General features: G+C 56.5%; 28 protein-coding genes, 2 tRNA genes and 1 riboswitch. Of the genes, 14 read left to right on the top strand and 16 right to left on the bottom strand.

The features are described from left to right. Positions 1 to 3: 3 nt before the first annotated feature. The 7 genes from ccsB to nrdD form a co-directional block, all read right to left on the bottom strand. Positions 4 to 840, bottom strand: coding sequence for a c-type cytochrome biogenesis protein CcsB (ccsB, locus tag EPN96_02740; GenBank protein TAL18220.1), 837 nt, complete (start codon positions 838 to 840; stop codon positions 4 to 6). Continuing rightward, a complete protein-coding gene (locus EPN96_02735; protein ID TAL18219.1) occupies positions 837 to 1,499 on the bottom strand; it encodes a bifunctional precorrin-2 dehydrogenase/sirohydrochlorin ferrochelatase in 663 nt (220 codons plus the stop codon). The genes ccsB and EPN96_02735 overlap by 4 nt, the downstream gene beginning before the upstream one ends. A gap of 9 nt (positions 1,500 to 1,508) precedes the next feature. Then, a complete protein-coding gene (locus EPN96_02730) occupies positions 1,509 to 2,474 on the bottom strand; it encodes a hypothetical protein (protein TAL18218.1) in 966 nt (321 codons plus the stop codon). Further along, positions 2,475 to 3,041, bottom strand: a complete 567-nt coding sequence (locus EPN96_02725; protein ID TAL18253.1) for an SIS domain-containing protein — start codon at positions 3,039 to 3,041, stop codon at positions 2,475 to 2,477. Positions 3,042 to 3,126: 85 nt separating this feature from the next. Next, a complete protein-coding gene (locus EPN96_02720; GenBank protein ID TAL18217.1) occupies positions 3,127 to 3,867 on the bottom strand; it encodes an anaerobic ribonucleoside-triphosphate reductase activating protein in 741 nt (246 codons plus the stop codon). Then, positions 3,867 to 4,112: a hypothetical protein gene (locus EPN96_02715; protein ID TAL18216.1), complete on the bottom strand. Its 246-nt coding sequence runs from the start codon at positions 4,110 to 4,112 to the stop codon at positions 3,867 to 3,869. The genes EPN96_02720 and EPN96_02715 overlap by 1 nt, the downstream gene beginning before the upstream one ends. Positions 4,113 to 4,126: 14 nt before the next feature. Then, positions 4,127 to 6,253: an anaerobic ribonucleoside-triphosphate reductase gene (nrdD, locus tag EPN96_02710; protein ID TAL18252.1), complete on the bottom strand. Its 2,127-nt coding sequence runs from the start codon at positions 6,251 to 6,253 to the stop codon at positions 4,127 to 4,129. A 225-nt stretch (positions 6,254 to 6,478) separates the two neighbouring features. On the opposite strand from nrdD, the gene EPN96_02705 reads away from it, so the two are divergent. The 6 genes from EPN96_02705 (at position 6,479) to trpS (ending at position 9,655) form a co-directional block, all read left to right on the top strand. After that, the gene (locus EPN96_02705; protein ID TAL18215.1) at positions 6,479 to 7,096 is read left to right on the top strand and encodes a sigma-70 family RNA polymerase sigma factor; all 618 of its coding nucleotides are present in this window, start codon (positions 6,479 to 6,481) and stop codon (positions 7,094 to 7,096) included. Next, positions 7,093 to 7,344 carry a zf-HC2 domain-containing protein gene (locus EPN96_02700; protein ID TAL18214.1) on the top strand — a complete coding sequence of 84 codons (252 nt, stop codon included), beginning with the start codon at positions 7,093 to 7,095 and terminating at the stop codon, positions 7,342 to 7,344. The genes EPN96_02705 and EPN96_02700 overlap by 4 nt, the downstream gene beginning before the upstream one ends. Before the next feature lie 157 nt (positions 7,345 to 7,501). After that, positions 7,502 to 7,837, top strand: a complete 336-nt coding sequence (gene trxA / locus EPN96_02695; GenBank protein ID TAL18213.1) for a thioredoxin — start codon at positions 7,502 to 7,504, stop codon at positions 7,835 to 7,837. Next, a complete protein-coding gene (locus EPN96_02690) occupies positions 7,837 to 8,022 on the top strand; it encodes a zinc ribbon domain-containing protein (GenBank protein ID TAL18212.1) in 186 nt (61 codons plus the stop codon). The genes trxA and EPN96_02690 overlap by 1 nt, the downstream gene beginning before the upstream one ends. Before the next feature lie 50 nt (positions 8,023 to 8,072). Then, positions 8,073 to 8,612: a redoxin domain-containing protein gene (locus tag EPN96_02685; GenBank protein TAL18211.1), complete on the top strand. Its 540-nt coding sequence runs from the start codon at positions 8,073 to 8,075 to the stop codon at positions 8,610 to 8,612. Positions 8,613 to 8,686: 74 nt separating this feature from the next. Then, complete coding sequence (trpS, locus tag EPN96_02680) at positions 8,687 to 9,655, top strand: tryptophan--tRNA ligase (protein TAL18210.1); 969 nt, start codon at positions 8,687 to 8,689, stop codon at positions 9,653 to 9,655. A 106-nt stretch (positions 9,656 to 9,761) separates the two neighbouring features. Here trpS and EPN96_02675 read toward each other — a convergent pair whose 3' ends face one another. Both EPN96_02675 and EPN96_02670 read right to left on the bottom strand, forming a co-directional pair. Continuing rightward, the gene (locus tag EPN96_02675; GenBank protein ID TAL18209.1) at positions 9,762 to 11,204 is read right to left on the bottom strand and encodes an RtcB family protein; all 1,443 of its coding nucleotides are present in this window, start codon (positions 11,202 to 11,204) and stop codon (positions 9,762 to 9,764) included. Positions 11,205 to 11,207: 3 nt separating this feature from the next. Continuing rightward, a complete protein-coding gene (locus tag EPN96_02670) occupies positions 11,208 to 11,627 on the bottom strand; it encodes an archease (GenBank protein TAL18208.1) in 420 nt (139 codons plus the stop codon). A 106-nt stretch (positions 11,628 to 11,733) separates the two neighbouring features. Here EPN96_02670 and EPN96_02665 point away from each other — a divergent pair, with 106 nt between their 5' ends. Continuing rightward, a complete protein-coding gene (locus EPN96_02665; protein TAL18207.1) occupies positions 11,734 to 12,474 on the top strand; it encodes an NAD-dependent deacylase in 741 nt (246 codons plus the stop codon). Positions 12,475 to 12,481: 7 nt separating this feature from the next. Here the strand turns inward: EPN96_02665 and murB are convergent, their stop codons facing one another. Then, the gene (murB, locus tag EPN96_02660; protein TAL18206.1) at positions 12,482 to 13,402 is read right to left on the bottom strand and encodes a UDP-N-acetylmuramate dehydrogenase; all 921 of its coding nucleotides are present in this window, start codon (positions 13,400 to 13,402) and stop codon (positions 12,482 to 12,484) included. Between the two features lie 103 nt (positions 13,403 to 13,505). Between murB and EPN96_02655 the strand changes: the two genes are divergently transcribed. Next, positions 13,506 to 13,582: transfer RNA gene (locus EPN96_02655), tRNA-Arg, on the top strand. A gap of 184 nt (positions 13,583 to 13,766) precedes the next feature. On the opposite strand, the gene EPN96_02650 is transcribed toward EPN96_02655, so the two are convergent. Then, on the bottom strand, positions 13,767 to 14,636 hold the full coding sequence (locus EPN96_02650) for a TIGR01212 family radical SAM protein (GenBank protein ID TAL18205.1): 870 nt from the start codon (positions 14,634 to 14,636) through the stop codon (positions 13,767 to 13,769). A gap of 124 nt (positions 14,637 to 14,760) precedes the next feature. After that, a riboswitch (cobalamin riboswitch) is annotated at positions 14,761 to 14,941 on the top strand. A 294-nt stretch (positions 14,942 to 15,235) separates the two neighbouring features. Between EPN96_02650 and EPN96_02645 the strand changes: the two genes are divergently transcribed. Next, entirely contained in the window at positions 15,236 to 15,571 is a 336-nt protein-coding gene (locus tag EPN96_02645) for a PilZ domain-containing protein (GenBank protein TAL18204.1), read from the top strand. 286 nt (positions 15,572 to 15,857) lie between these two features. Here EPN96_02645 and EPN96_02640 read toward each other — a convergent pair whose 3' ends face one another. Continuing rightward, the gene (locus tag EPN96_02640; protein TAL18203.1) at positions 15,858 to 16,460 is read right to left on the bottom strand and encodes a hypothetical protein; all 603 of its coding nucleotides are present in this window, start codon (positions 16,458 to 16,460) and stop codon (positions 15,858 to 15,860) included. Positions 16,461 to 16,598: 138 nt separating this feature from the next. Here EPN96_02640 and EPN96_02635 point away from each other — a divergent pair. The 4 genes from EPN96_02635 to EPN96_02620 all read left to right on the top strand — a co-directional run bounded on the left by EPN96_02635 (position 16,599) and on the right by EPN96_02620 (position 19,606). Further along, positions 16,599 to 16,674: transfer RNA gene (locus tag EPN96_02635), tRNA-Asn, on the top strand. Positions 16,675 to 16,786: 112 nt separating this feature from the next. Further along, positions 16,787 to 17,524 carry a TetR/AcrR family transcriptional regulator gene (locus EPN96_02630; protein TAL18202.1) on the top strand — a complete coding sequence of 246 codons (738 nt, stop codon included), beginning with the start codon at positions 16,787 to 16,789 and terminating at the stop codon, positions 17,522 to 17,524. A 28-nt stretch (positions 17,525 to 17,552) separates the two neighbouring features. Further along, positions 17,553 to 18,320 carry a 4Fe-4S binding protein gene (locus EPN96_02625; GenBank protein ID TAL18201.1) on the top strand — a complete coding sequence of 256 codons (768 nt, stop codon included), beginning with the start codon at positions 17,553 to 17,555 and terminating at the stop codon, positions 18,318 to 18,320. 503 nt (positions 18,321 to 18,823) lie between these two features. Next, positions 18,824 to 19,606, top strand: a complete 783-nt coding sequence (locus EPN96_02620; protein TAL18200.1) for a transporter — start codon at positions 18,824 to 18,826, stop codon at positions 19,604 to 19,606. A gap of 121 nt (positions 19,607 to 19,727) precedes the next feature. Here the strand turns inward: EPN96_02620 and EPN96_02615 are convergent, their stop codons facing one another. Next, positions 19,728 to 20,552, bottom strand: coding sequence for an undecaprenyl-diphosphate phosphatase (locus tag EPN96_02615; protein ID TAL18199.1), 825 nt, complete (start codon positions 20,550 to 20,552; stop codon positions 19,728 to 19,730). A gap of 84 nt (positions 20,553 to 20,636) precedes the next feature. Continuing rightward, complete coding sequence (locus EPN96_02610; protein ID TAL18198.1) at positions 20,637 to 20,993, bottom strand: PilZ domain-containing protein; 357 nt, start codon at positions 20,991 to 20,993, stop codon at positions 20,637 to 20,639. 248 nt (positions 20,994 to 21,241) lie between these two features. On the opposite strand from EPN96_02610, the gene EPN96_02605 reads away from it, so the two are divergent. After that, complete coding sequence (locus tag EPN96_02605) at positions 21,242 to 21,841, top strand: hypothetical protein (protein TAL18197.1); 600 nt, start codon at positions 21,242 to 21,244, stop codon at positions 21,839 to 21,841. A 6-nt stretch (positions 21,842 to 21,847) separates the two neighbouring features. Here EPN96_02605 and EPN96_02600 read toward each other — a convergent pair whose 3' ends face one another. Further along, positions 21,848 to 23,131 (bottom strand): voltage-gated chloride channel protein, encoded by a 1,284-nt coding sequence (locus EPN96_02600; protein ID TAL18196.1) that lies wholly within the window; start codon positions 23,129 to 23,131, stop codon positions 21,848 to 21,850. Between the two features lie 466 nt (positions 23,132 to 23,597). After that, positions 23,598 to 24,506, bottom strand: a complete 909-nt coding sequence (locus EPN96_02595) for a hypothetical protein (protein TAL18195.1) — start codon at positions 24,504 to 24,506, stop codon at positions 23,598 to 23,600. Between the last annotated feature and the right edge of the window lie 82 nt (positions 24,507 to 24,588).

Genomic DNA, 24,588 nt, shown 5'->3' with positions numbered 1-24,588 from the left:
CCGTTAACCGTAAATGTGAAGGCTTTCGAGATTAGGCAATAAAAGCGGAAGAATGTAGTTCACGCCGAGGAAGGTGAAGATAACGCTGGCGAACCCGGCGATAGACCAGAGCGCCGCCTTCCTTCCACGCCACCCCACCGTCATCCTGCCGTGGAGAAGGGCGGCGTACAAAAACCAGGTTATGAGCGACCAGGTCTCCTTCGGGTCCCACGACCAGTAGGTTCCCCAGGCTTCCTGCGCCCACGCCGCGCCGGTTATAATCCCGATCGTCAGAAGGGGAAAGCCGATGGTGAGGCAGCGGTAGTTTATCTCGTCGAGGACGCCGATGTTCGGGAGCCGGTGAAAGAGGGAGCCCATCTTCTTCTGTTTTAGCTGGCGCTCCTGAATCAGGTACATCGCCCCCGCAGCGGCGGCAAGAGCGAAGGCGGCGTCTCCTATGAAGAGAAGGCCTACGTGTATCGGGAGCCAGCCGGACTGGAGAGCCGGGGGAAGCTCGATAATCTTCGAGGGAGTCACCGCCGCCCCGAGGAGCATCAACATCGCCAGCGGGGTGGCGAAGGCGCCGAAGCTGGGTATGTGGTAGCGAAGCTGCAAAAGGAGATAGAGCCCCATGATGCACCACCCGAAAAAGCTGTAGGACTCGTGGAGGGTGGTCATTGGGACGTAGCCCGCCTCTATGAAGCGGACCGCCAGGACGACGAAATGGAGCGCGAAGGCCGCGTAAGACAATCTCGCCGCCCACTTCCGTATCTCGTCCTTCAGGGTTATCAGAAAGGCCATTTGGCCGACGGCGGCGAGGAGATATACGACTATCGCCAGCCGAAGCAACCAAATATTCATGTATCCTCCAAGATCTCTTTCATCGCGTCCGAGTAAGCCCCCGGACCAAAAATCAAATCCGTCTTCGAGCGCGCCCGCTCGATCTCTCCCGCTCCGAGGTCGTTTGCGACCCCGGCTTCGAGAAGCTTTTTGAATAGCTCCGAAGCGGGCTCCTTTTTGTCTTCCGAAAGGCGGCGGCGAAGCCCCGAAAGAAGGGTTGCCGTGGTTTCCGCTCCATCGGGCACAGCTTCGGCCAGAAGGTCCCTGAGCCACGCCGAAAGCGCGGGCGAAGCGCCCTCCGTGGAGACCGCCACGGTTACCGGCCCCTTGCGGGCGACCGCCGGGACGTGGAAATCCGACCCCTCGGGGTCGTCGGCCACGTTGACGAGTGCTCCGAAGGCTTTTCCCGCGCCAAGTATGCGGGCGTTGGCCTCGCGGTCGCCGGTGGCGGCGAAAAGCAAAAAAACACCCTCGGCGTCCTCCGGCCTGAAAGGCCGCGCCTCCCACTCTATCCGCCTCTGATGGTGGAGCGCCTGTAGGTTACCAGACGCGCGAGGGGCGATAACGGTTACACGGGCTCCGCACTTTAACAGCCCCTCGATCTTGCGCTCGGCTACGCGGCCCCCTCCCGCGACAACGCAGCGCGCGTTTTCAAGATTCAGCAAAAGGGGGTAACGCATCTTCGGAGTTTACACTTCCCCGCTTAATTCTTCCAGCACAGAGGCGAAGAGCAGCGGAACCAGAATTTCATGCGGCCCGGTAAGGCGAATCCCCCTTCCGCCGCTTGCGGTCGGCCTTCCTGTGACGTTCACCCCCGGCCGGTAGTTCCTCACGAAATCGAGGTCCGCCGTGGTTATGGAGTTAACCTCGCGGCCGAGATTTCTCACAAGGGTCAGCGCCTTTAAAAACACCTCCGGCAGGATTACCGCGCTGCCGATGTTGAGGTATACGCCCCCCTCAAGCTCCCCCACCATCGCCGCGAAACGCCGAAAGTCCCGAAGCGACGCCCCGCCTATCGCCTCGCCGTCGGCCTCGGGGTGCATGTGTATTATGTCGGCGCCGAGGGCGACGTGCACAGTAGCGAGTACGCCGTTTCGGTACGCCGAGGCGAGAAGGCTCCGTTCCCTGTAGGGAAGCCCCTCCTCCCAGATAGCCTCGCCGACCGCTTCTCCGATTCCCTTCCCCTTTTTGTGGCCTTCGCGGATTACCCTGTTAAGCCACGCAGAGGTCTCGCAGGCCATGCCGAACCTGCCGCCGCCGAGCGCCTCGCCGACCTCCTCGGAGGACTTGCCCGCATAGGCGAGCTCGAAGTCGTGGACGATGCAGGCGCCGTTCAGGGCTACCGAGGTTATAATCCCTCGCTCCATGAGGTCGGCGTAAAGGGGCTGGAGGCCGACCTTGATGTTGTGAGCGCCCAGCGCGAGGGCGACGACCTTGCCCGACCTGTGGGCCGCAGCTACCGCCGAGGCGAGTTCGAGAAGCTCCCCGGCCTGCAAAAACCCCGGCAGGCTCCTCACAAAATCGGCGAAAGACCCCTTCGGCGAGTAAGGCGCTTTGAAGGTATCGACGCTGACCTTCGATTTTCGCTCCAGAATCGAATAGGTGCAGACCCGGCTGGCGTCAATTTCCGCCGAAGGGCTCAGCTTGCGCGACATCTATTTCGTTCTTTCCACGAAGAGACGCTCGACGAGGTCGCAATAAGCGTGTATCCAGGCGATGTGGCACTCCTGAATTCTCGGGGTCTTTTTCGAGGGAACGGCGAAGAGGTTGTCGCAGACCTCGGCCATCCTGCCTCCGCCCTCCCCGGTAAGGCCGACTGCCAGAGCCCCCTTCTCCTTAGCTGCAAGAAGCGCCCTGATCACGCTTTCGCTGTTGCCGCTGGTGGAGATGCCTAGCGCCACGTCGCCCTTTGCCGCGAAGGCGTTGACCTGCCTCTCGAAGACCCTGTCGTAACCGTAATCGTTTGCGATGGCGGTGAGCGAGGAGGTGTTCGTCGTGAGGGCTATCGCCGGAAACGGAGTGCGTTCGAGCAAAAAGCGCCCGGTGAACTCGGCTTCGAGGTGCTGCGCGTCGGCGGCCGAGCCCCCGTTGCCGAAGACCAGGACCTTCCCGCCGCTCAAAAGCGCCTCTACCGTGTCTCCGGCAAGGCCGACCGTCCCCTCCGCCGAGGACTCGAAAAAGCTTTTCAGAATACTGGCAGTCTCGCCGGCGTCGGCCAGCATCTTCCGGACATTTGCCGTGTCGGTTGTCTTCATGGCTCCCTGTAACCCCTGAAATGAGACCCGGTTTCGCCGTAAAAGCGGGAGATTATGAGGTAGGACCGCCCTCTGTCAAGTGCCCAGAGGTTTTAGCCAGCTCTTCCGCCTCCGAGACCAGCCTTGAGAGAACTTCCCTGTCCGGCGCTCCGGTCTTTGAAAGCGAGTGGTCGAGTGTATCCGAAACCTGGCAAGCCTGCCATTTAATTGTTTTGTAACCACCGAATATTTCAGAGGTTTGCGTGATGATGCGGGCCATCTCCGCAACGCTGAGGAGGCTTGGATGGACGGTCGTGCGAAGCTCTGCGGGCAGGCCGGAGCGGGCGATAATTTCGAGCGAGCGCCTTACGGCGGAGGGGTCCGCTCCCCTGCCCGCGTTGCGCCTGTAGGGTATCTCTTCGAGGGGGGCCTTGACATCGAGGGAGACGGCGGAGACGAGGCCGCCGGTTACAAGCTCGCCCAGCATCGCCGGGTTCGATCCGTTGGTGTCGAGCTTCACCTGCCAGCCCCGGTCCCTGAATATTTTGAGAAGCGAGGGAAGTTCCCGATGGACAGTCGGCTCTCCGCCGGTGACGGTCACTCCGTCAAGCCAGCCGCGCAGCGCTTCCATCCTCTCCAGCACCTCGTCGAGCGCAAAGGTGCGGTAGCTTTCGGGGTCGTTTACAAGCCTGTGGTTGTGGCAATAGGGGCAGGAAAAATTGCAGCGGGGAAGGAAGACCACAGAGGCCACCTTCCCCGCCCAATCCACGAAACTAGTCTCGATAAACCCCTTTACGGCGGGGAGACCGTTCATCAGTGCGCGTAATCCGACAGATATTTCTTGATGTTGATCGCCCCCGCAATGTGGGAGCTGTCGTCGAGAACGAGAATCGGAAGAAGCTTTTCGGCCACCCCGACGAGCCCGTGCCAGGCGAGGTGCGCCAGAGCGTCGGGATTTTCCGGCCCGAGAACCTCTATCTTGATCCCCAGAGCGTGAAGATCGAAGTTCTGCTTCACGTACTCGCACTTTTCGCAATGTTCCTTGGTAAAAAGAGTCATGACTGCACCCTCCGTCAGCAGTTCTTCGCTTCGTCCGACGGCGCTTTGGCGTCGAAGAAGCCGGTGTTTCTCATACGCTCGGAGAGTTCCCCGAGTTTCCCGTGGTTCCAGGAGCTTATCTTGGTGAAATAACCGGTTATGCGCGTGATGCCCTCCACCTCGTCGCTGCCGCAGCTCGGGCAGGTGTCCGAAAGGCCGCGCGAGGTGCGCCAGCAGGCGGTGCAGGTGGTGAATTCCGGGCTGAAGGCTATCTGGTCGTTAAGGGTGTTGGTGAAAACCTTCTTCACGAAATTCGCAAGGCTCGCCGAGGAGGGATGCTGCTCACCGAGCCAGACGTGGGTAATCGCTCCCGCCTCGATGAGGGGGTGGAAAAGCCCCTCGCGGGCCACCCTGTCCACCGGGCCGACCTCGCACCCGACGTGGAGTTGGGTGGAGTTGGAATAGTAGACCTCGCCCCTCGCGATGTCCCCCCTGACAACCCTCCCCGCCTCGGGGGAATGGTGCTTGAGGTCCAGCCGCGCGAAGCGGTAGGCGGTGGATTCCGCCGGGGTCTGTTCGAGGACGAAGTGCATCTTCTCGTGGCGCGAGAACTTGTCGGTGAGAAGTTTCATGTGGGCGATGACCCTAAGGCCGAACCGGAAAGCGGCGTCGCTCTCGTGCAGCTCCTCCCCGGTGTGAATCTTCACCATCTCGTTGAGTCCGACCATGCCGATGAGGTAGCTCACCCTGTGCATCCTAAGATAGGACTGGCCGTCGCGGTTCATGGTGAGGAGCGCCAGAGGGCCGTTTTCGCCCTGGCTGAGGAGCTTTTCAATGAAGGCTTTCTTCTCCAGGTGGGCGGTCCTCGCCAGCTCCAGCATGTTGGTCAGCTCGCCGAAGAGCTTCTGGTCGTCGCCTTTGGCCTTGTAGGCGAGGCGCGGCAGGTTGACAGTCACGTTCTGGAGGGCGGAGTAGCGCATCTTCCAGGGCTGCTTCGCGTCGTCGAGATCCTGCTTTTCGAGCTTGAAGGAGAGCCTGCAGCACTCCGATATCTTAGCGGTATCGCCGCGGTCGAAAACGTAATAGGTCGTCCCCTTCTCCGAGGAAACCTTGCAGATAAGGTCCAGAAACTCTTCGTGGCCCTCGGTCTTGAAAAACTTCTCGGTGATGTGGACAAGGGGCTTGGGGAAGAAGAAGGGCCGTCCGCAGGCGTCGCCTTCGAGGTAGCACTCGAAGATCGCCTTGACGAAGCGTTGCGCCTCCTTTTCATACTCGCCGTAGGTCTTCCCGGTGAACTCCCCGCCGGGGCCTATCGCGGGCACGTCCTCGAAGTGCTTCGGAACCTCCCAGTAGAGGTTGAGATCGGTGAAGATGGCCTGCCCGCCGCGCGCGACCGCCTGCTGGGAGAACTCGTAGATCATCATCTGGGCGAGCTGGCGCACCTCTTTGTCGCTAAGCTCGACAAGATAGGGCGCAAAAAAGAGGTTTACGGCGTCCCAGCCGATGGCCCCGGCGAAATTCGACTGGAGGGCGGCGGCGAACTTGACCATGTGGGCGAGAAGAACGTCCGCGTGCCTGGCGGGGCGCGCCACGGCGAGGCTGTTGGGGAGGTTAAGGCCGAATTTCTTGAGGTATTCGAGGGACTGGCCGGAGCAATAGGGACGGTCGATGAAGCCGAGGTCGTGAAGGTGAATGTCGCCCCTCATGTGGGCGTCGCCCACCGCCTGCGAAAAGACCGCGAGGAGCGCGTATTCCTTCTTTATGTTCTCGGCCAGCGTCAGATTGGTCGCCTCGGGGCCGTGGGGGACGTTGGCGTTTTCCTTGTTGTGGTTCACGAGGAGCTCTTCGACGTCGTAGAGCGGCATACCGAGGCGCGTATGCATCCTGCGCGCTTCTTCGAGCCCCATCTCGATCAGCTTGGCGTCAACCAGCTCGCGTACGAGCGGGGCGGTAAGAATCTCTATCCTGGAATTGAGGATGACCTGCTCGACGGCGTCGGCCACCTTGCGCGCGGTTCCCTCGTCGAGAAAGGTCTCCCGGATGAGGGTATCTACGATGTGGCGATGGCTCCACTCGACGATCTCCATCTTTGAGGTGCGTATGAAGAGCGCCCTGTCGGTCGCGCTGGAATCTTTGGAAGCGATGCGCCCCGTTATATCCATCACATCAGCCACGGTGAGACTCCTTTCGCCAAAAAAATCAAATGGTTAACCATCCCGCACCAACCCGAGATGTTGTATCGGAAAGGAATCTTACCACAACATATTGTGGAGAAAAAGGGGGCTTTGAGAAAATTTTAAATTGCTTCGATCCAATACGTTGGCTATTCTCGGGGTATAATTAATTATCAAAATTGTCCGTCACCTTTCCCGGCTGGAACCATCTAAATGACTGAAGAAAAATACAAAGAGGAGGCAGAACTCGTCAAAAGGGCCAGGGAAGGTGACTTTAGCGCCTTTGAGGAACTTGTGACCGGAACCGAGGCGAAGGTCTTCTCCCACCTCCTCAGATTGACGCAGAACAGTTCCGACGCCGAAGAGCTTTTGCAGGAGACGTATCTGAGCGCCTTCAAGAATCTGAACTCTTTCAAAGGCAATTCTTCTTTTTATACCTGGGTATACAGGATAGCCACCAACCACGCTTTCATGCACTTTCGGAAGCACAGGCCCGAGACCTCTATAGAAGAGTTGCCGCTGCCCTCTCACGAGGAACTGAAAAAGAGGCATATCCGCGACTGGGACATGGACCCGGCCGATGCGGCGCAAAAAGAGGAAGTCCGGGCAATTATGGAAAAGGCGATTGCGAAGCTGCCGGAGGGATACAGGGAAGTTGTCCTCATGCGCGACATGGAGGGTCTTTCCACAGCCGAGACGGCGGAGATTATGGGAATAAACGAAGGGGCTGTAAAAACGAGACTTCACAGGGCCCGGATTTTTCTGAGGGAGATTCTGAGCTCCCATTTCGGCCCCGAGGAACTCTCCACGACGGAAGGAAGCGATTCGTGAGCAAACAGCTTACCTGCAGGGAAATCCTCGAAAAACTGAGCGAGTATATCGACGAGGAAATTGACCCGAAGATTTGCGACGATATCGAAAAACACATGGAAGGCTGCTCGCCTTGCATAGCTTTTTTAAACACTCTCAAAAAAACTGTTAAACTTTACAATACGGCGGGCAAGGAAGTTTCCATACCCGATAACGTTCATACGAAACTGCACGACTTCCTGAAGAAGAACTGCGAATCGAAGAAATAGATATGCTTGACGTGATTTTGCTTATTGCCGCTGTAATATTCATTATCGTCATCGCAAAGGGCGGCGGCTGAAGCTCGTGTTGATGCGCCGGTCGGCGCAAATTCAGGACTTGTCCGAAAATAGGCTTTAGGGCAAGTCCTCAATAAAGGAGCAGCAAATGGCAAGTGAAAATATGCTTATCGTCAACGACACCGACTTTGAAGAGAAGGTATTGAAATCGCCCCTGCCTGTCCTTCTTGATTTCTGGGCGCCCTGGTGCGGCCCCTGCAGGATGATTACCCCGGTGCTCGAAGAGCTTGCCGTCGAATACAAAGGCAAGATAGTATTCGCGAAAATGAACGTGGACGACAATCCCGTCACTCCGAGAAAGTTCGACGTGAGGGGGATTCCCAACATGAAGTTCTTCAAGGGCGGACTAAACCTCCCCGAGCTTGAAATCATCGGCGCGGTCCCCAAGCCCAACATAGTGGAGAACATCAAAAAGGCCCTTTGATGCCCATCTTCGAGTTTCTCTGCAAAAAATGCGGCGAAAAAACGGAGATAATACTTAAATCGTCTTCGGAAGCCGGGGAGGCCCGCTGCCCGGTTTGCGGGGAAAAGATGCTTCGGTCTTTCTCCCCTTTCGCTACAAAAGGAAGGTCTTCCTGCGGCCATGCGCATTCCGGCGGCCGCGGCTGAAAGTGAAATTTCGGGGCGCGGTCCGCGCCCTCTTGCGATACGGCGGCGAAATGAAAAAATTCAGCACTCGTTTACTTTTTATCGCCCTGCTCCTCGTCTTCGTCCTCCCGGCGACGGGCTGTTCAAAATCGGAGCAATCCGGCCAGACCGGCGTAGCGGGGACCAAAGCCGGTCAACCGCCCCCCCCTCCCTTCGACCTGCCTTCGGTTTCAGGAAAAAGGGTCAGGCTCTCGGATTACAAAGGCAAGATCGTCGTCCTCGACTTCTGGGCGACCTGGTGCCCGCCCTGCCGCGAAGCTATCCCGCATCTTGCCGGGCTCCATAACAGGCTGAGCGCCAAAGGCGTCGAAGTTCTCGGGATGAACCTCGACCAGAATCCCGGCGAACTCGACGCTTTTCTGAAGGCCAAGCCGGTTCCCTACACCGTGGTGAGGACCGATCAGGCCACCTCGATGGCCTACGGCGTCTCCGGCATTCCCAGAATTTTCGTAATAGACCGGCAGGGAGCCGTAAGGGGAGACTTTCTCGGCTTCGACCGCTCCACGGCGAAGAAAATCGACACCCTCGTGGACTTTCTCGCCTCTGAATGATTGACACCCGCCTCCATCTTCCCGATAATCCCTTTTTCTCGGAAACAAGCGCACTCGGGAGTCAATCGGGGCAAATGAAAAGAATCCTTTCGGGCATCCAGCCCTCCGGCACCCTTCACATCGGCAACTATTTCGGCATGATGGAGAAGATGATCCGCCACCAGGAAAGCGCGGACCTCTTCTGCTTTATCGCCAACTACCACGCCATGACCACGGTGCAGGACGGCGCTACTCTCGCGAAAAACACCTTCGACACCGCCGCCACCTTCCTCGCGCTGGGCATCGACCCCGAAAAGACCACCTTCTGGGTGCAATCCGACATCATCGAGGTTCAGGAACTCACCTGGGTGCTCTCCACGATAACCCCTATGGGTCTTCTGGAACGCTGCCACTCCTACAAGGACAAGGTCGCCAAGGGGATTATCGCCAGCCACGGCCTTTTCGCCTACCCCGTCCTCATGTCGGCTGACATTCTCCTCTACCACTCCGACGTGGTGCCCGTGGGCCGCGACCAGAAGCAGCACATCGAGGTTGCGCGCGACCTCGCGATAAAGTTCAACAACTCCTTCGGCGAGACCTTCACCATCCCCGAGCCGGAGATTGACGAATCCGTCGCGGTAATTCCCGGCACCGACGGGCAGAAAATGTCGAAATCCTACGGCAACACCATAGACATCTTCACCACCAAAAAGGCGCTGAAGCAGTCGGTGATGTCGATAGTAACCGACGCCTCGCCCATCGAGGCCCCCAAAGACCCGGACAAATGCAATCTCTACGCGATCTACCGGCTCTTCGTCAGCGAGAGCGAGCGTGAGGCGATGAGGCAGAGGTATCTCGTCGGCGGCCTTAAGTATTCCGACGTTAAGAAAGAACTTATCGAGATAATCTGGAACAGGTTCGAGCCCAACCGCGCCCGCTACGAAGAACTCTCCCAGAATCCCGAAGAGATAAGGAAGATTCTGAAGAACGGAGCGGAAAAGGCCCGCGCCGTCGCCGGAAAAACCATCGCCGACGTAAGAAAGCGGGTCGGGCTGGCTTATTAGGCTTAAACAGGAACGCATAAAAGGCGACTGCGCGGTCGCCTTTTTTATTTATTGAAGCTGGGGTCCTGGGACCACATGGTCAAGGTAATGTATTTTGGGGCTGCGCTCACCCCTTGACTACGGCGAGGGGCCGGAGCCTCGCGACCTTTCTGCCGATCTTCGCCCCGCAGACGGCTTCGACGACGTCGTCTACGTCCTTGTAGGCTTCGGACATTTCCTCGGCCAGCGTCCCCATCTCCGTGGAAAACACCTCTATTCCCCTTTCGTGGAGTTCGCGGCTCACCTCCGCGCCCGATTTAAGCTTCTTGGCGGCGCTTCTCGAAAGCGCCCTCCCCGCACCGTGGCAGGAGGAGCCGAAGGTCTCGTCCATCGCCTCCTTCGTCCCGGCCAGGACCCAAGAGGCCCTCCCCATATCACCGGGTATGAGCACCGGCTGGCCGGTTTTATTGTAAATGTCCGGCAGTCCCGGCGCTCCGGGGCCGAAAGCCCTCGTCGCCCCCTTCCGGTGAACCAGCAGTTTTCTTTTCTTGCCCTCGACGTTGTGGGTCTCGAATTTGGCTATGTTGTGGCACACGTCATAGATGAGATTCATCCTGAGGTTTTCCGGGGACTCGCCGAAAAAATCTGAGAAAACCTCGCGCGTAACGTGGGCCATCACCTGCCGGTTAGCCCAAGCGTAGTTGGCGGCCTGGTTCATCGCTTCGAGGTATCTTTGCCCCTCTTCGGATTTAACGGGAGAGCAGGCGAGCTGCCTGTCGGGGAGAAATATCTTGTTCTTGACGACGGAGCGGGCCATCACTTTTAAAAAATCGTCGCAGACCTGATACCCGAACCCCCTCGACCCCGAGTGCAGCATGATGACGATCTGTCCTTCCCGAAGGCCGAAAACCCCTGCGGTCTTCTCGTCGAAAACCCGCTCTACCCACTGGACTTCCAGAAAGTGGTTGCCGGACCCCAAAGTTCCGACCTGCCCCTTGCCGCGCTCCAGCGCCCTCTCGGAGAGTATGGCGGTGTCGGAAGCGGGCAGCTTTCCACCCTCCTCGGTGTGGACGAGGTCCTCCTTCCAGCCGAACCCCTCCCGCACCGCCCATTCCGAGCCTCCCAGAAGGACTTTTTTCAGATTCGAGTAGGAGAGTTTAAGGGTTCCGTGAGAGCCGATGCCTGCAGGAACGGCGTTGAAGAGGTGAGCAGCCAGCTTCGGGACTTGACCCGCTACGTCGCTCTTATCGAGGCTCGTTCCCAAAAGCCTCACCCCGCAGTTTATGTCGTAGCCCACTCCTCCGGGCGAGACCACCCCCTCCTCCACGTCCATTCCCGCCACGCCGCCTATGCAGAAGCCGTAACCCCAGTGGGCGTCGGGCATAGCCATCGAGCTCTTGACGATGCCCGGAAGGCAGGCGACGTTTTTCACCTGCTCGACGGCTTTCTCCTCGATTATCTTTCCGATGAGCTTCTGGGAAGCGTAGATGACGCCGTCGACCAGCATCGCGCCCGATTTCGGGATGCGCCAGCGGTAATTGTCCAGCTTTTCAAGCTCTCCGATATCCATTTTTCACCTGTCGAAGACGGCGCGCACTCTCCAGAGGTTATCTGCGCCCTTTGAAAAATCGTAGTCGTGATAGGTAGCGGCTTTTATCTCCGTGAGGAATCTGTGGCGAGAAGGGTCGTATTTTTCTCCCCGGACCACGGCCTTTGCGCCCTCTTTTGTCAGCTCGACTGACTCGAAGCTAGCCGGAAGCCAGTTTTTAACGTAAATCAGATAGATAAGCTCCCCCAGCAGGGTGACCACGGCGTCCTCTACGTCCACTCCTTCCGCCTCCACCACCCTTTCCTCAAGCTTTTTTATCGTTCCGGGGTCGATAATCTGCGCCGTAAATCCTTCCATAAGAGCCAGCAGCGCCTCTTCCCTCGTATCTCCCTCCCCCATGACGGAGAGGTCTGCGGTGTGTTCAAGCTGTATCCATTTCCTCATGCCTGAAGATTACCTCCCAATCGGTCAAAAGTTAAATCCGCTCTTCTTTATTGATGTGCAGGCCGGTGATAAAATACTTAAGGACTGAAAAATGGTTGGGAAGATTATGGAAAACAAAATACGAAAGGCCGCGCTTCTGCTGGCGGGCGGCAGGGGGGTTGCGCTTACCGGCGCGGGAATAAGCGTCGAAAGCGGCATTCCCGATTTCCGCTCCAAAGGCGGTCTCTGGTCGCGCTTTGACCCAAACGAGTACGCCACCATCGGAGCCTTCCGCAAAAACCCCGCCAAAGTCTGGAAGATGCTGGAGGAGATGGATTCTCTCCTCGAAAAGGCGGTCCCCAACAGGGCGCACGAGGCGCTTGCGCGCCTTGAGAAGGGCGGCCTCGTCGAAGGGGTGATAACGCAGAACATCGACAGCCTTCATCAGAAGGCGGGAAGCTCCCTTGTGGTCGAGTTTCACGGCTCCACCCGCCACTTCATCTGCCTGTGGTGCGAGGGGCGTTTTTCACGGAAGGAGGTAGCCGGGAGGGGGATGCCGCCGCTGTGCGACTGCGGAAAGCCCCTGAAACCAGGAATAGTATTTTTCGGCGAGACGATACCGGGGGCGGCCCTTCACGCCTCGGCGCGGCTGGCGGAAAATTGCAGGGTTATGCTGGTGATAGGGACAAGCGCGGAGGTCGCGCCCGCCAACGCGCTCCCCCTCCGGGCGAAACGTAGCGGCGCGGCGATTGTCGAGATAAACGTGGAGCCTACGAGGCTTACGAGGGAACTAACCGACATCTACCTTGAGGGGAGAGCTTCGGAGATACTTGCGGAGCTTGAAAGGGAACTAGCGGCGATACCTTAAAGGGTTGTTACCCGTCGAGAATATCTTCCGGAATTAATACAACCTCCCTTTGAAGGTTTACCCCGCTCGCCTTGTAAACCTCTTCCTGAATGCGCTCGATGAGGGCGCGGATATCAGAGCCGGTGGCGTTGCCCCTGTTCACTATCCAGTTGGCGTGCTCCCGGGAGACTTCGGCGTCTCCCACCCTCGCTCCCTTGAGCCCCGCCTCCTCGATGAGTTTCCCCGCTGAAAGACCGGGGGGGTTTTTAAAGACGGAGCCGCAGTTCCTGTGGTTCTCCGGCTGGCGAAGGAGCCTTTTTTCGAGTTCTTCCCTCGCCAGGGCGAGGGTTTTTGCCGGAGGGAGGGGTTCCTCGTCGCTCCTCAGGCATACCCGCATCACCACCGCCCCCTTCATCTCTTTGAGCGAAGAGGCGCGGTAGCCGAAGGTCAGTTCCTCGCGCGAGAGCCTTTTCATCTTTCCGTCAGAGGTTATAATCTCCGCCCACTCAAAGATGTGAGACAGCTCCCCGCCGCCAGTCCCCGCGTTCATCCTGACCCCCGCGCCGATTACGCCGGGGATGCCGCAGAGGAAGACAAAATCGCCCCACCCCCGCTCGACGCCCGCCCTGCCGAGGAGCGGCATCGGGGAGGCCGCCCCGGACACCACCCTTCTGTCCTCTTCCTCAACCGTCACGTTCCGGAAGGCCCGCCCGAGAAGAAGGACGAGGCCGGGGAATCCCTCGTCGGCGATAATCACGTTAGAGCCCGCGCCGAGGATGAAGACCGGCTGCCCACGCTCTTTCGCCCAACCGAGGAGGGCGATAAGCTCCTCGCGGTTTTCCGCCACGGCGAAGTGGCGCGCCGGGCCGCCAACCTTCATGGTGGTGTGGCTCGCCAAGGGAACTTGGCTCGCTATTAAAGAGGTAACGCTGTCTTTTAAAAGCGCCATTTTGGCGGCTCTTCCTTTCACGTCGCCGGTCGGGTCCCTTCGGGAATCGGGTCCGGCGTCCTTGCATTTGGCATTCTTCTATGGTTTACTTCCGAAACTTCATGGGCGAGTAGCTCAGCTGGATAGAGTGCAGGCCTCCGAAGCCTGAGGCCGCGGGTTCGAATCCCGCCTCGCCCACCATCTTCTCTCGGCGCATCCTTTCCGCCCCCGGCATCGTCATGTCCTCGCTCAAGGGCTCGCCGTAGCGCTGCTACCGCCTCGCCCCTTCGCTGCGGGATTCCTTGCCGGGAACGGAAAACCGCGCCGTAAAAAAATCTTTGCCGGTTCGTTCCCCCTATTATGCTTCCGATGGTTCCGGCATTATTTATAATTCCTTCCGTATCAGCCTTTCAACCTCCGCCTTGCGGAAAACCGGCGCGATCAGGCTCCCCGGGGCGGTGTCTCCGCAGAGCCGGTGCAAAATCGTGTTCCCGGGCAGAAGTTTTATGAACGAAACCGCCTTCTTCGCGTACTCTTCTTCGGAAAGAGTCCTCACCTCTCCGTTTTGCCACATCTTTTCGATTCTTGTTCCGCGCACCACCGCAAGCTGGTGAAGTTTTACCCCCTCTACCCCCGAAGCGGCGATGAACCTCGCGGTCTCCCTTTCCTCTTCGCGCCCCTCCCCCGGAAGACCGAGAATGACGTGCGCGCATACCTTCAGCCCCCTCGCCCGCGCCCGGCTACAGGCGTCGGAAAAAGCCTCGGGGGAGTGGCCCCGGCCGAGCAGGTCAAGAGTCCCGGCGTTGGAGGACTGGAGACCGAGTTCCAGCCATATTTCACCGAATCGGGAAGAATAACCGGCAAGGAGGTCCAGAACCTCGTCCCCCACGGCGTCCGGCCTCGTCCCCACGCAAAGCGCTACTGCTTCGGGTACCGAAGCGGCTTCGTCCCAGACCTCCCTCAGCTTCGCCAGAGGCCCCCAGGTGTTGGTGCGGGGCTGGAAATAGACGGCGACCTTTCCGATTCCGCGGCCTCTCAGCCTTTCTACCCCGCTACGTATCTGCTCCCCGACGCTTCTTTTATCTCCGGCGGAGGGGGAGAAGGAGGCCGGATCGCAAAAGGCGCACCCCTCCCCTCCGTTTTCCCTGTTGGGGCAGGAAAAACCGGCGTCCACCGAAACCCTCCAGACCTTTTCGCCGAAAAGCTCTCTCCAGTGGTCCGAAAGGGATGGATAATTTTTATTCCGATCTGGCATCGGCCTCACGCCCTGACGATGAATTTTTATTCGTTTACGGAATGGTAACAGCCAATCGGAAGATAGACAAAATTATCTTGTCTTGACTGGTTCCCACAGATTGTGGTATCAGAAAAACATAACTCAATATGTTGAGTCCATCGGTGCCCGGAAGGGCATAAAAGGGAAGAGGGGTGAAAATCCCCCGCGGTTTCCGCCGCTGTAAGCGAGGACGAAGGGCCATAACGCCACTGGATTTATACCGGGAAGGCGGCCCCAAGGACGATTCGCGAGCCAGAAGACCTGCCGGACACGGACAAAAGGGCCATACTCCCTCGGGAAAGGGAGCGCACCCCTCTACAGAGCTTCAAAAACGGGAAGCCTGCGCAAGTACGTTGCGCGGGCTTTTTTGTTTTGTGCAAAGGAAATTTAAAAATATCTCTCCCGCGGTCGGTTCGGCCAAGAGCTGTCTTCGACTGCCTTTCATCCGGGGGAGGCCTTGAGCCTCCCCTTTTTTTTATATTACGATTCCTGCGATTTTTTAAGGTTTTTCTGGAATTTTCTAAAGTGCAGAGTAAGCTTTTTTCCATCCTCGGGTTTTAAGGGGGTTGGAGGGAGCCATGTGTGCCCAGAGAAGCGACAAAAGACATCTTCCCAGAGCTAACGTCGAGTGGGAGGTTCTCCTCGGCGAACTTTGCTATCCCGTTTTGCGCGCCAGAGGTTGGGCTCAGGAGGTCAATCCCCGCGGCTGCAAGGTCTTGTCGGACGAAACCATCGACAAGGGAGAGGCCGTGCGGATTCTTATGGCGGCGGGAAGCAAGCTCATGCACGTAAAGGGCAGGGTCATCCATGCGAGCTGCCTCGGCGACGGAGAATTCGAGCTCGGCGTCTCCTTTGAAGGAATGAGCGACAGAAATATCGCAATAATCGGGAAGTATACTTCAAAAGACTGCTAGCGTCCCGCACCCTGTCTTTTTAATTGTAACCCTTTTTTGAGGGGAATCGTCTAAAAAGAAACCCTCCAAAAAAAGGATATAGAATGTGCGGATCTTGTTTCGGGCCGGGATTCTTCGGAATGTGGTGGTTTCTGCTGCTTGTAATCGGTGTAGCCGGGGCGGCCGTCTTCTTCAGGAGAAAATGCGAGCCGCTTAAAGTGGTCATCGTCGAGGAAAAGAAAAAAGAAGAGTAATAAAAAACCGGCAATAAAAAAGGGAGGCCATGACAGGTCTCCCTTTTTTATTATCAAAGTTCCGTGAAAACGAACATCAGCCCCTGGGCCGCGTCTCTGGCGAGCTTTTGCAGATCGTCCACAACCCTTTGAGTGTAATCCCAGTCGGAATTTTCCACCGAGGAATACTTGACGAGAACCTTGCCCCCCCTGGCCTCTCTGAGGGTGTAGACCATAAAAATCTTCGAGCGGGGGTCTTTCAGCACGGGGTCTGATAGGAATTTTTGCCCCACCACCGAGACGTGGGCAAGCGCCTCAATCGAGAGAAGCTGATCCGCCTCCGTCTCGTCGGCGGCGACCCCCTTGAAGCGCTCCGAGTTTTTCACCGCGAGGGCGGCGCCCATCGCCGCCGAACTGGCTACGCGGGCGGTGAAATCCTCCGGAAGCCCCTCCTGCCTCGTCGAGCGCACCGTAACCGGCCCTATGTAGACCTTGCCGAAGGAGACGCCCTTCGCCTCCGGCGCCACGTAGGTTCGCTCCTCCGGTCCGCCGGGAACGGGGTTGTCGGGAGTGGCCGAAAGAGCCCTGTCGTTGCCGTACCAAAGGTGGTCCGCCGAGCAGCCCCAGAGCGCGACCCCGATAAGGGCCAAGACTGCGAATTTACGAAACTTTTTCACGGCAATATCCCTTCTGGAAAACGCAGTCAGATTTCTATTTGACAACTCTTTTGGCATTCATGTATATACTCGCTTCCACGGCGGGTGTACCCCCGCAGACAATTTGCCAGAGCCCTACGGGGCGCACAAGAAATATATTCCGGTGTAGCTCAATCGGCAGAGCACGCGGCTGTTAACCGCGGGGTTGTAAGTTCGAGTCTTACCACCGGAGCCATATTAGAAAAAGCCACTTCCAACCCGGGGGTGGCTTTTTTTTGCTTTCGGTGGCGGTGAGGAACTGCGCAGTCCCGTTTCAAAGATCATCAACAGCATTTCCTGAAGATTGCTTGTCTCAGATTATTGGGACTTTGTTTTTACGTACTACTTTACAACCTATCGTTTTAATATTATTATTTTCCGACATGATGTCGGATAAAACTTTTTCCCTCCGTCTAATCCCTGGCATCCACTCCTCATGGAGCTTCCAAATGAGCATAGTCACACCCAAGCAGAAAAAAGAAAAGATGAGGATGAGAATTATCCGTACAGCGGGTGAACTTTTCGAGAAAAAAGGATTCGGCAAAACCTCCGTGGGAGAAATAGCGAAGGAACTCGGAGTTGGCAGGACCACGATCTACGACTATTTCTCGGACAAAAACGAGATGCTGGCCCTTCATTTTGAAACTGTTATGGAAGATTACCTGGTGAAGGCGTTGGGCTTGCTAGCGGAAAACAGACCACTACAAGAGAAACTGACCGCTTTCGCGGCGTTGCAGATCGAGTACTCCATATATCATCAGCGCCTCCAGCAATTTTTCAGAGCTATATCAAAAACCTCGTCGGGCGGAACCCGCAAAGTAATCGCGAGGTTGCGAGAACGACACACGGAAATTTACAGAGCTATGAACGATGTAATAAAAGCGGCTGTCAAAGAAAGAGAGATAGTTGATTTGCCCGTGGAATTGCTCGTTCAGCTGATTATCAATGCGACTGCCTTCCCGCTTAAAAGCGCAGGTGACCCCGCACAAACCGCCCGGCAGGTGATTTCCATCTTCTGGACCGGAATCTCAGCAAACAGGTCATAGCTTGTTGGTGCCAAGGGAGAGGGAGCACATGAAGAAGAGCCTGACGTCTTTAAGAAACTTTTTGTGGGTTTTCGTAACGGCGATTTTCGCGGTCGATTTCGCGAAGATACTCATGGATACCTCGCTCATCGCGGGCTCGATGCACCAACAGATGATAAACACGTTCTTAAGATCTATTTTCGCCCTTTTTGAGCTGATTATGGCGTGCCTCATCATCTACTTCATGATTAAATACCCAGAACGGCGTCTTCGACTTTTATCGGTTTCCTTCTTTCACTACACATTTATTCTGTTTCTTCCCATCGCCTTTAAGGATTTCACCTGGATGGCGGTATTGTATCCATGGCCGCAGACCCTTCTGGCCTTCGACCCCAAAACTTCCTGGCTCGTATCCGCTTTGAGCCTTTTCGTCGGCTTCGTTGTAGTGCCCCTGCTAACGTTCAGGTGGGGGAAAAAAGGCTTTTGCGGCTACGTGTGCCCACACGGAGCGTTCTATTCCGAAGCTTACGGCAGGCTTTTCTCTCCGCCAGCCGGGAGACTGAAATGGCTGAGGACATATTTGCCACGGCTCTATTTTCTGTTTATGGCGGTTGCGCTGGCTTTGATCTTCCTCGTCCCATCCGCCCTCGATCCGGTTCGCCAAACGCAGAAAGTGGCGTTTTTTCTGGCGTCACAGATGTTGTACCTGGTCGTAGGAGTGCCGTTGGTCGGCGCCCGCTCTTACTGCACCCACTGTTGTCCGTTGGGCTACGAAATCGGGCTGATCCTCAGATACAAACAAAACGACAACGGATAAAGAAAGCCCCCCACCTTACAGGTGGGGTGTTTTTGCTTTCAATTCCCGCCGCTTCTGACACCGTGCCGACCAGGGTGTCCTTGACCCGGCTTGCCGGCATACACCCTAAGTTATATCCCGTATTATCTCCTTGATGAACGTCCGAGCGGCCCTTCTGAACACCGGGTACGGGCATCGCCTATATTCTCCCGGTCTGCAGAGCCCCTCAAATAAAAATCGGATAACCGGATTTAGTGCGACAGCCTGGGGGTTGACAAAAGCTTTGCGCTATGTGATATTGATAATCAATATCATGACCGAAGCGCGAAAGCCTCGGTTACCGTTATCATCATATATGAAGGAGGTGCTTGACGTTCACAGGCAAGATATCGCACGCGGCAAAAGATACCGATGAAGACTGCAAGACCAAGAGGGATCCCGGTCGACGTGCATCACTCAGCAGGATATGTTCTTTGAGGGATTGTCGAATTACGTAAAAACAGCAAAGATAACAGAGGGTTTCAATGAAAACGATCGCGATATTTATTGTGTTTTCCGCCCTGTGGGCAAGCGCGGCATTTGGCGCGCACCCGCTCATAACCGACGACACAGGCACCCAGGGAAAGGGAAAGTATCAGGCGGAGATGAACAGTCAATTCGACACGGAGAAGGAGACATCCGACGGAGTCGGGTTCAAAGAGACGGCTGGAGAGGCTGCTGCTGTAGTCTCGGCGGGCGTCTCCGAAAGCGCCGACATAGTCCTTGGCGTCCCCTTCGCGTGGAGCAGGGCCGAGGAGGACGGCGTGGTCTCGGAAGAATCCGGCCTCTCTGACATCTCCCTTGAGCTAAAGTGGAGGTTTTATGAAAAGGACGGCCTGAGTCTCGCCCTAAAGCCTGCAATCGTACTGCCCACGGGCGATGAGGCGAAGGGACTCGGAAACGGCAGTGTCTCCTACGGTGTTACATTCATAACGACAAAGTCGTCCGGCCCGTGGGAATTCCATTTCAATCTGGGGTATGCGCATAACGAGTACGAGCTTGCAAAAGACGAAGCCGCCAACAGAAAGGGCATATGGCATATATCTTTTGCTCCCGTCCTTGATGTCGCGGAAGGGCTGAAGGCTGTTGCGAATATCGGCATGGAGAGCAACCCGGATAATGCATCCGACACCCATCCGGCATTTATTCTCGGCGGATTGATATATTCCGTTTCGGATGATTTGGATATCGATGTTGGAATAAAAGCAGGACTCAATAAGCCGGAAACCGACACGACAATCCTCGCGGGCATGGCATTCAGATTCTAAAAGGGCCGCCCTAAAGACGTTGATCTGAGCGAGGGGGAGTGCATAATGGCTCCCCTTCGCCTTCTAACAGCTATGAATTAGGCAGACTCGTTCAGAAAATTGGCTGCGTTTCGGTGATTGGTCAGTTCGACCATTTCACAACGCCGAAATACGCGGTCAGAAGAACTACTGCGCCGAAAGCCATGCGGTACCAGGCGAAGGCGCAGAAGTCGTGCCTTGAGATATAGCGGATAAGTCCCCTCACCGCGAAGAGGGCGCTGAAGAAAGAGACCACCAGCCCAACTGACATGAGGCCCATTGCCCCGGCGTCAAAGGCTGCTCTGTGCTTGTAGAGGTCGTAAAGGGCGGCAGAGGTGAGGGTCGGAATGGCGAGAAAAAAGGAGAACTCCGTGGCCGCCTTGCGTGAGAGGCCGAAGAGAAGGCCGCCGATTATCGTGGAACCGGAGCGGGAGGTGCCCGGAATGAGCGCGAAACATTGGGCGAACCCCACTTTCAGCGCGTCTTTCCAGCTCATGTCGTCGACTTCCCAGACGTTCACGGTATGTTTGCGGTGTTCGGCCCAGAGGATGACGAGCCCGCCGACGAAAAAAGCCGTCGCCACGGGAGCCGGGAAGAAGAGGCGGGTTTTTATTAACTTTCCCAGCAGCAGCGCGAGGACTCCCGCCGGAACGAAGGCGATGGCGACGTTGAAAACAAAGCGCCGCGCCCTGGCCTCGCTGCCAACGCTCGCCAACGTGTGAGCAAGCTTTTGGCGGTACTCCCAGCACACCGCCATGATTGCGCCGAGCTGTATGAAGATCTCGAAGACGTCCCTCTGCTCTTTCCGGAGGAAATCGAGAAGGTCTCCGGCGATTATCAGGTGCCCCGTGCTGGATATCGGCAAAAACTCTGTAACGCCTTCCACCAGCCCCATCAGCAGGGCCTTTACGAGCAAGATCAAGTCCACCAGGTCAGCCTCTCAAGGGTTCAAAGCATATTAAAAAAGCCCGCGAATTACGGCGGGCTTTTCACTTTCTTTAAGCGCCTTTTGTTACGAGTGCCCCCCGACGTAGGTCGCCGAATGGGGCAACTGCTCTCTTATGTAATCCAGCAGGGCCAGAGGAGGGGCCTCGCCGTCGAATTCAAAGGCGAAGCCTATCATCGGGCGGTTCTGCCAGACGTATTCGTACAATACCTTGGCGACGACGCGAATCGTACCTTTTGGAAGCACCGCCTCGATTAGCGCAACCCTCCCCTCGCCCAGAAAAAAATCGCTGATGATAAGACATCCGCCCTGGCCGAGTTCGTACACCGTAGCCGTTGCGCAGTCCTCGAAATTATCCACCTCGAAGACCTTCGCTTTCAGATCGGTGCGGATTCTCGGAAAACGCCTTACAGGTGCGCTCACTTCTCCCCCTCCGTGACGTTCAAAAAGGGCGCTGTTTTAGAGCCGAATCGAAACTATTTTTTTAGTTTAGCACAAAGATGATTTCCGCACAGCAGGAAACCGGCCTGAACTTCTGTGGAGGTCGAGTTTCGCGCTAGAGTAAATATCGTCATAATTGTATTATCGCATCAAGCTCGGGGGCTTCGGCAGCCTTAGTCTGCCATTTTATGCGGTATTTCAGATGCCTTTGATAAGCCGGTAGATTTTCGATGACCCTGCAATCGTCGCTACTTACCCTGCCCAACCACGGCCGGGTTGGGGCTTTCGCCTCAGCGCTATTGCTTTGCCTGGCGCTTGCGGCAAAAGCTCCGGCGGCCGAGCCGGTTACCCGCGATATTCAAAAAATACGGGTCAGGGGCGAGGAGATATTTCTTATAAAAAACCACAAACCCTACTTCTGGCTCGGCTGTTACCCCGAGATAGTCGATAACTTCAGGGGACCGAAGACTATAGAGATCGGGGAAGAGATATCCTACGGCGGCGGCGTGGTGAGGGTCGGGCTGATACGCTACGTCAAGCACCCCGAGTGGACAAGCTCCGACGAAATAAAGTATGGCCGCCATGCCGGCGACTGCGCCTTCGAGATGGTGCGCAAATCGAAGGGGTTCAACCAAAGAATACGCCAGCACAGGACCGATTGCCTGATAATGACCGACGAATCGGTCCTTCCGCCGGACGGCAAATGCGACACCACCTGGCTCATCATACCCGAATGCAGAGAATTCATAGAGGAGCCCGCCGAAGAGCAGCAGGCCGAGCCGCAAACGGAGCAGACAGACCCAGTTCCAGAGCCCGCCTCACAACCGTAATCGTTACTACCGGTAAACCCTTGGATTTGGTGACAATTCATCTGACCGGGACTCTTCCGGAGCCTTGCTGTGCTTGGCCTGGCCTACCCTCTGGGCATGATAAATTCCCGTATGGCCCGAGAAGAGGTAACTCACCACGCATGCGATGGCCGCAAATATGCCGACTTCCGCGCCAAAGAGTTCCATAGCCATAAGGGTAGAGGCTATGGGCGTGTTGGCCGCGCCTGCAAAAACCGCGACGAAACCGATACCGGCCAAGAGCGGCAACGGCATCCGGAGCAAAGGGGCAAGCGCGTTGCCCAGGGTAGCCCCGATGTAAAAGAGCGGCGTTACTTCTCCGCCTTTGAAGCCGCTGCCGAGAGATACCACAGTGAAGACCATCTTTCCGGCGAAATCATAAGGCGCAACGGGATGCTTAAAAGCCTCTACTATGGCTGGAATTCCAAGGCCGATATATCGATCGGCGCCGAGAAGGAAAACCCCGGCAATAACAGGAATGCTGCCCAGCATCGGTCGAAGCGGAGCGTAGGCGATTGTTTTTTTCATAAACCGGCTCAACCTGTGAGTCGAGTCGGCGAACACCTTGCCGGTGACGCCAAATAACGCACCCGCGATTATCATCGCGGCAAAACTCCATAATGTTAAGTCGGGGACATGGGGAATCACGTAATGGGTATGCCGCACGCCCCAAAGCAAACCTGCCTGGTCAGCCGCTATTGCAGCGACCATACAGGGCATTATTGCATCGTACCGAAGCCGCCCGATCGCCAAAACTTCCATGCCAAAAATAGCGCCAGCCAGAGGTGTTCCGAAAACAGAGGCAAATCCGGCGCTTATTCCGGCCATAAGCAGGATTCGCCTGTCCTCGCGCCCCAGCCTGAATATGCGGGTAAGCTGGTCGGCAAGAGCGCCGCCCATTTGCACGGCGGTCCCCTCTCGGCCAACCGATGCGCCGAACAAATGAGAGATGATGGTTCCGCCCAGCACCAAAGGCACCATGCGGCGCGGAATCACCTTCTTTGGATCGTGGATTTCATCAATCAGGAGGTTGTTGCCGGCCTCGACATTCTTGCCGAAGCGAAAATATATCCAGCCAACGGCAAACCCGGCCAGAGGAAGGAGGCCAGGCAGCCAAAGATTGGCCTCGCGTGTTTCAGTCGCCCATTCAAGCGCGAAAAGAAAAAACGCCGAAGCCGTGCCTGCAAGAGCGGCCACTCCAAAGGCTAGCAACAGCCACTTGCCCATGTAGGGCAACATATCCATTTGTTCCGGATGTTTGGGGGTTTTCATGAGCGTCCAGCCGTGGCGCTTTGCCACATACCCGGACCAGGCGAGAACATATTTAAACGCATACCTACACCTTCCGCTTCAGAGGGAATAAATGCAGGCATCATCAGCCCCAGGGGCGGTTAATCGGAGGAATGCCATCTCCATTGCCGGTAGTGTAAAGCATGTCACCAAAGGAAATCAAATAGTTACTGGTTCAGGGACGCCATTTGTGGTATCGCTACGTTCCGCCAACTCAGTTGATGAGCCGTGTAGGATGCGTTAGCGTAACGCATCAATTCCCGTGCGTTAATCCCAACCGATGCCATCCATGTCGCCGCCGTCGCACCATTCGGAGGGATACAACCCTTCCTTTACGGATTTTGCGTAACGGGGGATTGGTGGACGGGGGATTGGTGGGGATTGGTGGCAGTATACTTAATTGCTCTCTCTGGACCAGCACACTTAATTCCCCTCCTTGTTCAGGGCCCTACATCTTAAATCTTACCGCTTCGCTCAGAAGGGAAGTGCTTGAGATGGTGAAATCGCGGCTGAATTTGTTGTCTTTTTTTTCTTCTGCCATAGCCAATCCGAAGAAGACCATAAACCTCTTGAGCATCCTCAAGCTGTAACACGACCTGAAAAGGGTTTCGGGCGGCATGAAAAAGTCCTTTGGGACTTCTTCGAGAACCATCGGGAAGGCCTTTAAATACAGGCTCTCGTAAAATTCGTTGCTGCGTGGCTTGTCGCCGAACTTCTTTACGGCACAGAGCGTGAACAGAAACGAGCTCTGCAGGATCCGCAATTTCGGGTATCCGTCCATGTACCCCCAGTTGAACTCCTTCACGTAGCCCTTCAGCAGAAACGGGTATACGGCCCCTTCGCCCTTTTCCGAGAGAAGTTGCTTGTACTTCCGCGTCAGGATGAAGCGCCCCTTGTACTTCCTGAGCAAACCGGTGATTTCGGCAAGGTGGCGGACAACGTTTAGCTCCTCGAAATCCTCCTCCCGGTTGATGCCGCCAAAGCTCGTTCTTTCGGCGTATTCAACCGGACCGAAAAATTCAACGGCCGTTTCCCGGCAAAAGTTGCGAGGCAGGTTACCCTTTGCCGTGCTCTTGAGACCGTTTGGCCCTGCCGCAGCCGCGATGAGGCCAAAAAGCCTCGCTACCGGCGCTGAACCGGAATCGTTTACGGTTTCCGGGAAGACGACGAGGTCCGGGGAGTCGAACGGGAAATAGAGGAACCGATACATCATCGACGGCGTCAACCCGAGAAAATCATCAACCGGGGTGTCGTTGACCTTCGCCATGTACCTGTCCACGAAGGCTTGCGCCTCTTCAAGTGTGTCGAAATCCTGCTCTCGAAGGAGTTTCTTGAGACCATCCACGTAGCTGTTCATGGCTTTCCCCAGTCAAGTTACCGCATTAAGCGATTTATATTGCCGCAAGATTATCATATCGCCTCCGTTTCCTAAAATCTTG

The sequence above is a fragment of the bacterium genome (genome assembly GCA_004322275.1).
GTDB lineage: Bacteria > Desulfobacterota > Deferrisomatia > Deferrisomatales > BM512 > SCTA01.
Note: the sequence above shows the minus strand (reverse complement) of the source record. Positions and strands in the feature narration are given on the sequence as shown.

Bases quoted from the DNA above. Each gene is read 5' to 3' on its own strand.
- EPN96_02725 (TAL18253.1), bottom strand. From the start codon at position 3,041: ATGCTGGCCGACGCCGGCGAGACTGCCAGTATTCTGAAAAGCTTTTTC.
- EPN96_02705 (TAL18215.1), top strand. From the start codon at position 6,479: ATGACTGAAGAAAAATACAAAGAGGAGGCAGAACTCGTCAAAAGGGCC.
- nrdD (TAL18252.1), bottom strand. From the start codon at position 6,253: ATGGATATAACGGGGCGCATCGCTTCCAAAGATTCCAGCGCGACCGAC.
- EPN96_02685 (TAL18211.1), top strand. From the start codon at position 8,073: ATGAAAAAATTCAGCACTCGTTTACTTTTTATCGCCCTGCTCCTCGTC.
- EPN96_02690 (TAL18212.1), top strand. From the start codon at position 7,837: ATGCCCATCTTCGAGTTTCTCTGCAAAAAATGCGGCGAAAAAACGGAG.
- EPN96_02645 (TAL18204.1), top strand. From the start codon at position 15,236: ATGTGTGCCCAGAGAAGCGACAAAAGACATCTTCCCAGAGCTAACGTC.
- EPN96_02715 (TAL18216.1), bottom strand. From the start codon at position 4,112: ATGACTCTTTTTACCAAGGAACATTGCGAAAAGTGCGAGTACGTGAAG.
- EPN96_02625 (TAL18201.1), top strand. From the start codon at position 17,553: ATGAAGAAGAGCCTGACGTCTTTAAGAAACTTTTTGTGGGTTTTCGTA.
- EPN96_02675 (TAL18209.1), bottom strand. From the start codon at position 11,204: ATGGATATCGGAGAGCTTGAAAAGCTGGACAATTACCGCTGGCGCATC.
- EPN96_02620 (TAL18200.1), top strand. From the start codon at position 18,824: ATGAAAACGATCGCGATATTTATTGTGTTTTCCGCCCTGTGGGCAAGC.
- EPN96_02600 (TAL18196.1), bottom strand. From the start codon at position 23,131: ATGAAAACCCCCAAACATCCGGAACAAATGGATATGTTGCCCTACATG.
- EPN96_02720 (TAL18217.1), bottom strand. From the start codon at position 3,867: ATGAACGGTCTCCCCGCCGTAAAGGGGTTTATCGAGACTAGTTTCGTG.
- trpS (TAL18210.1), top strand. From the start codon at position 8,687: ATGAAAAGAATCCTTTCGGGCATCCAGCCCTCCGGCACCCTTCACATC.
- EPN96_02730 (TAL18218.1), bottom strand. From the start codon at position 2,474: ATGTCGCGCAAGCTGAGCCCTTCGGCGGAAATTGACGCCAGCCGGGTC.
- EPN96_02650 (TAL18205.1), bottom strand. From the start codon at position 14,636: ATGCCAGATCGGAATAAAAATTATCCATCCCTTTCGGACCACTGGAGA.
- EPN96_02605 (TAL18197.1), top strand. From the start codon at position 21,242: ATGACCCTGCAATCGTCGCTACTTACCCTGCCCAACCACGGCCGGGTT.
- ccsB (TAL18220.1), bottom strand. From the start codon at position 840: ATGAATATTTGGTTGCTTCGGCTGGCGATAGTCGTATATCTCCTCGCC.
- EPN96_02595 (TAL18195.1), bottom strand. From the start codon at position 24,506: ATGAACAGCTACGTGGATGGTCTCAAGAAACTCCTTCGAGAGCAGGAT.
- trxA (TAL18213.1), top strand. From the start codon at position 7,502: ATGGCAAGTGAAAATATGCTTATCGTCAACGACACCGACTTTGAAGAG.
- murB (TAL18206.1), bottom strand. From the start codon at position 13,402: ATGGCGCTTTTAAAAGACAGCGTTACCTCTTTAATAGCGAGCCAAGTT.
- EPN96_02670 (TAL18208.1), bottom strand. From the start codon at position 11,627: ATGAGGAAATGGATACAGCTTGAACACACCGCAGACCTCTCCGTCATG.
- EPN96_02665 (TAL18207.1), top strand. From the start codon at position 11,734: ATGGAAAACAAAATACGAAAGGCCGCGCTTCTGCTGGCGGGCGGCAGG.
- EPN96_02735 (TAL18219.1), bottom strand. From the start codon at position 1,499: ATGCGTTACCCCCTTTTGCTGAATCTTGAAAACGCGCGCTGCGTTGTC.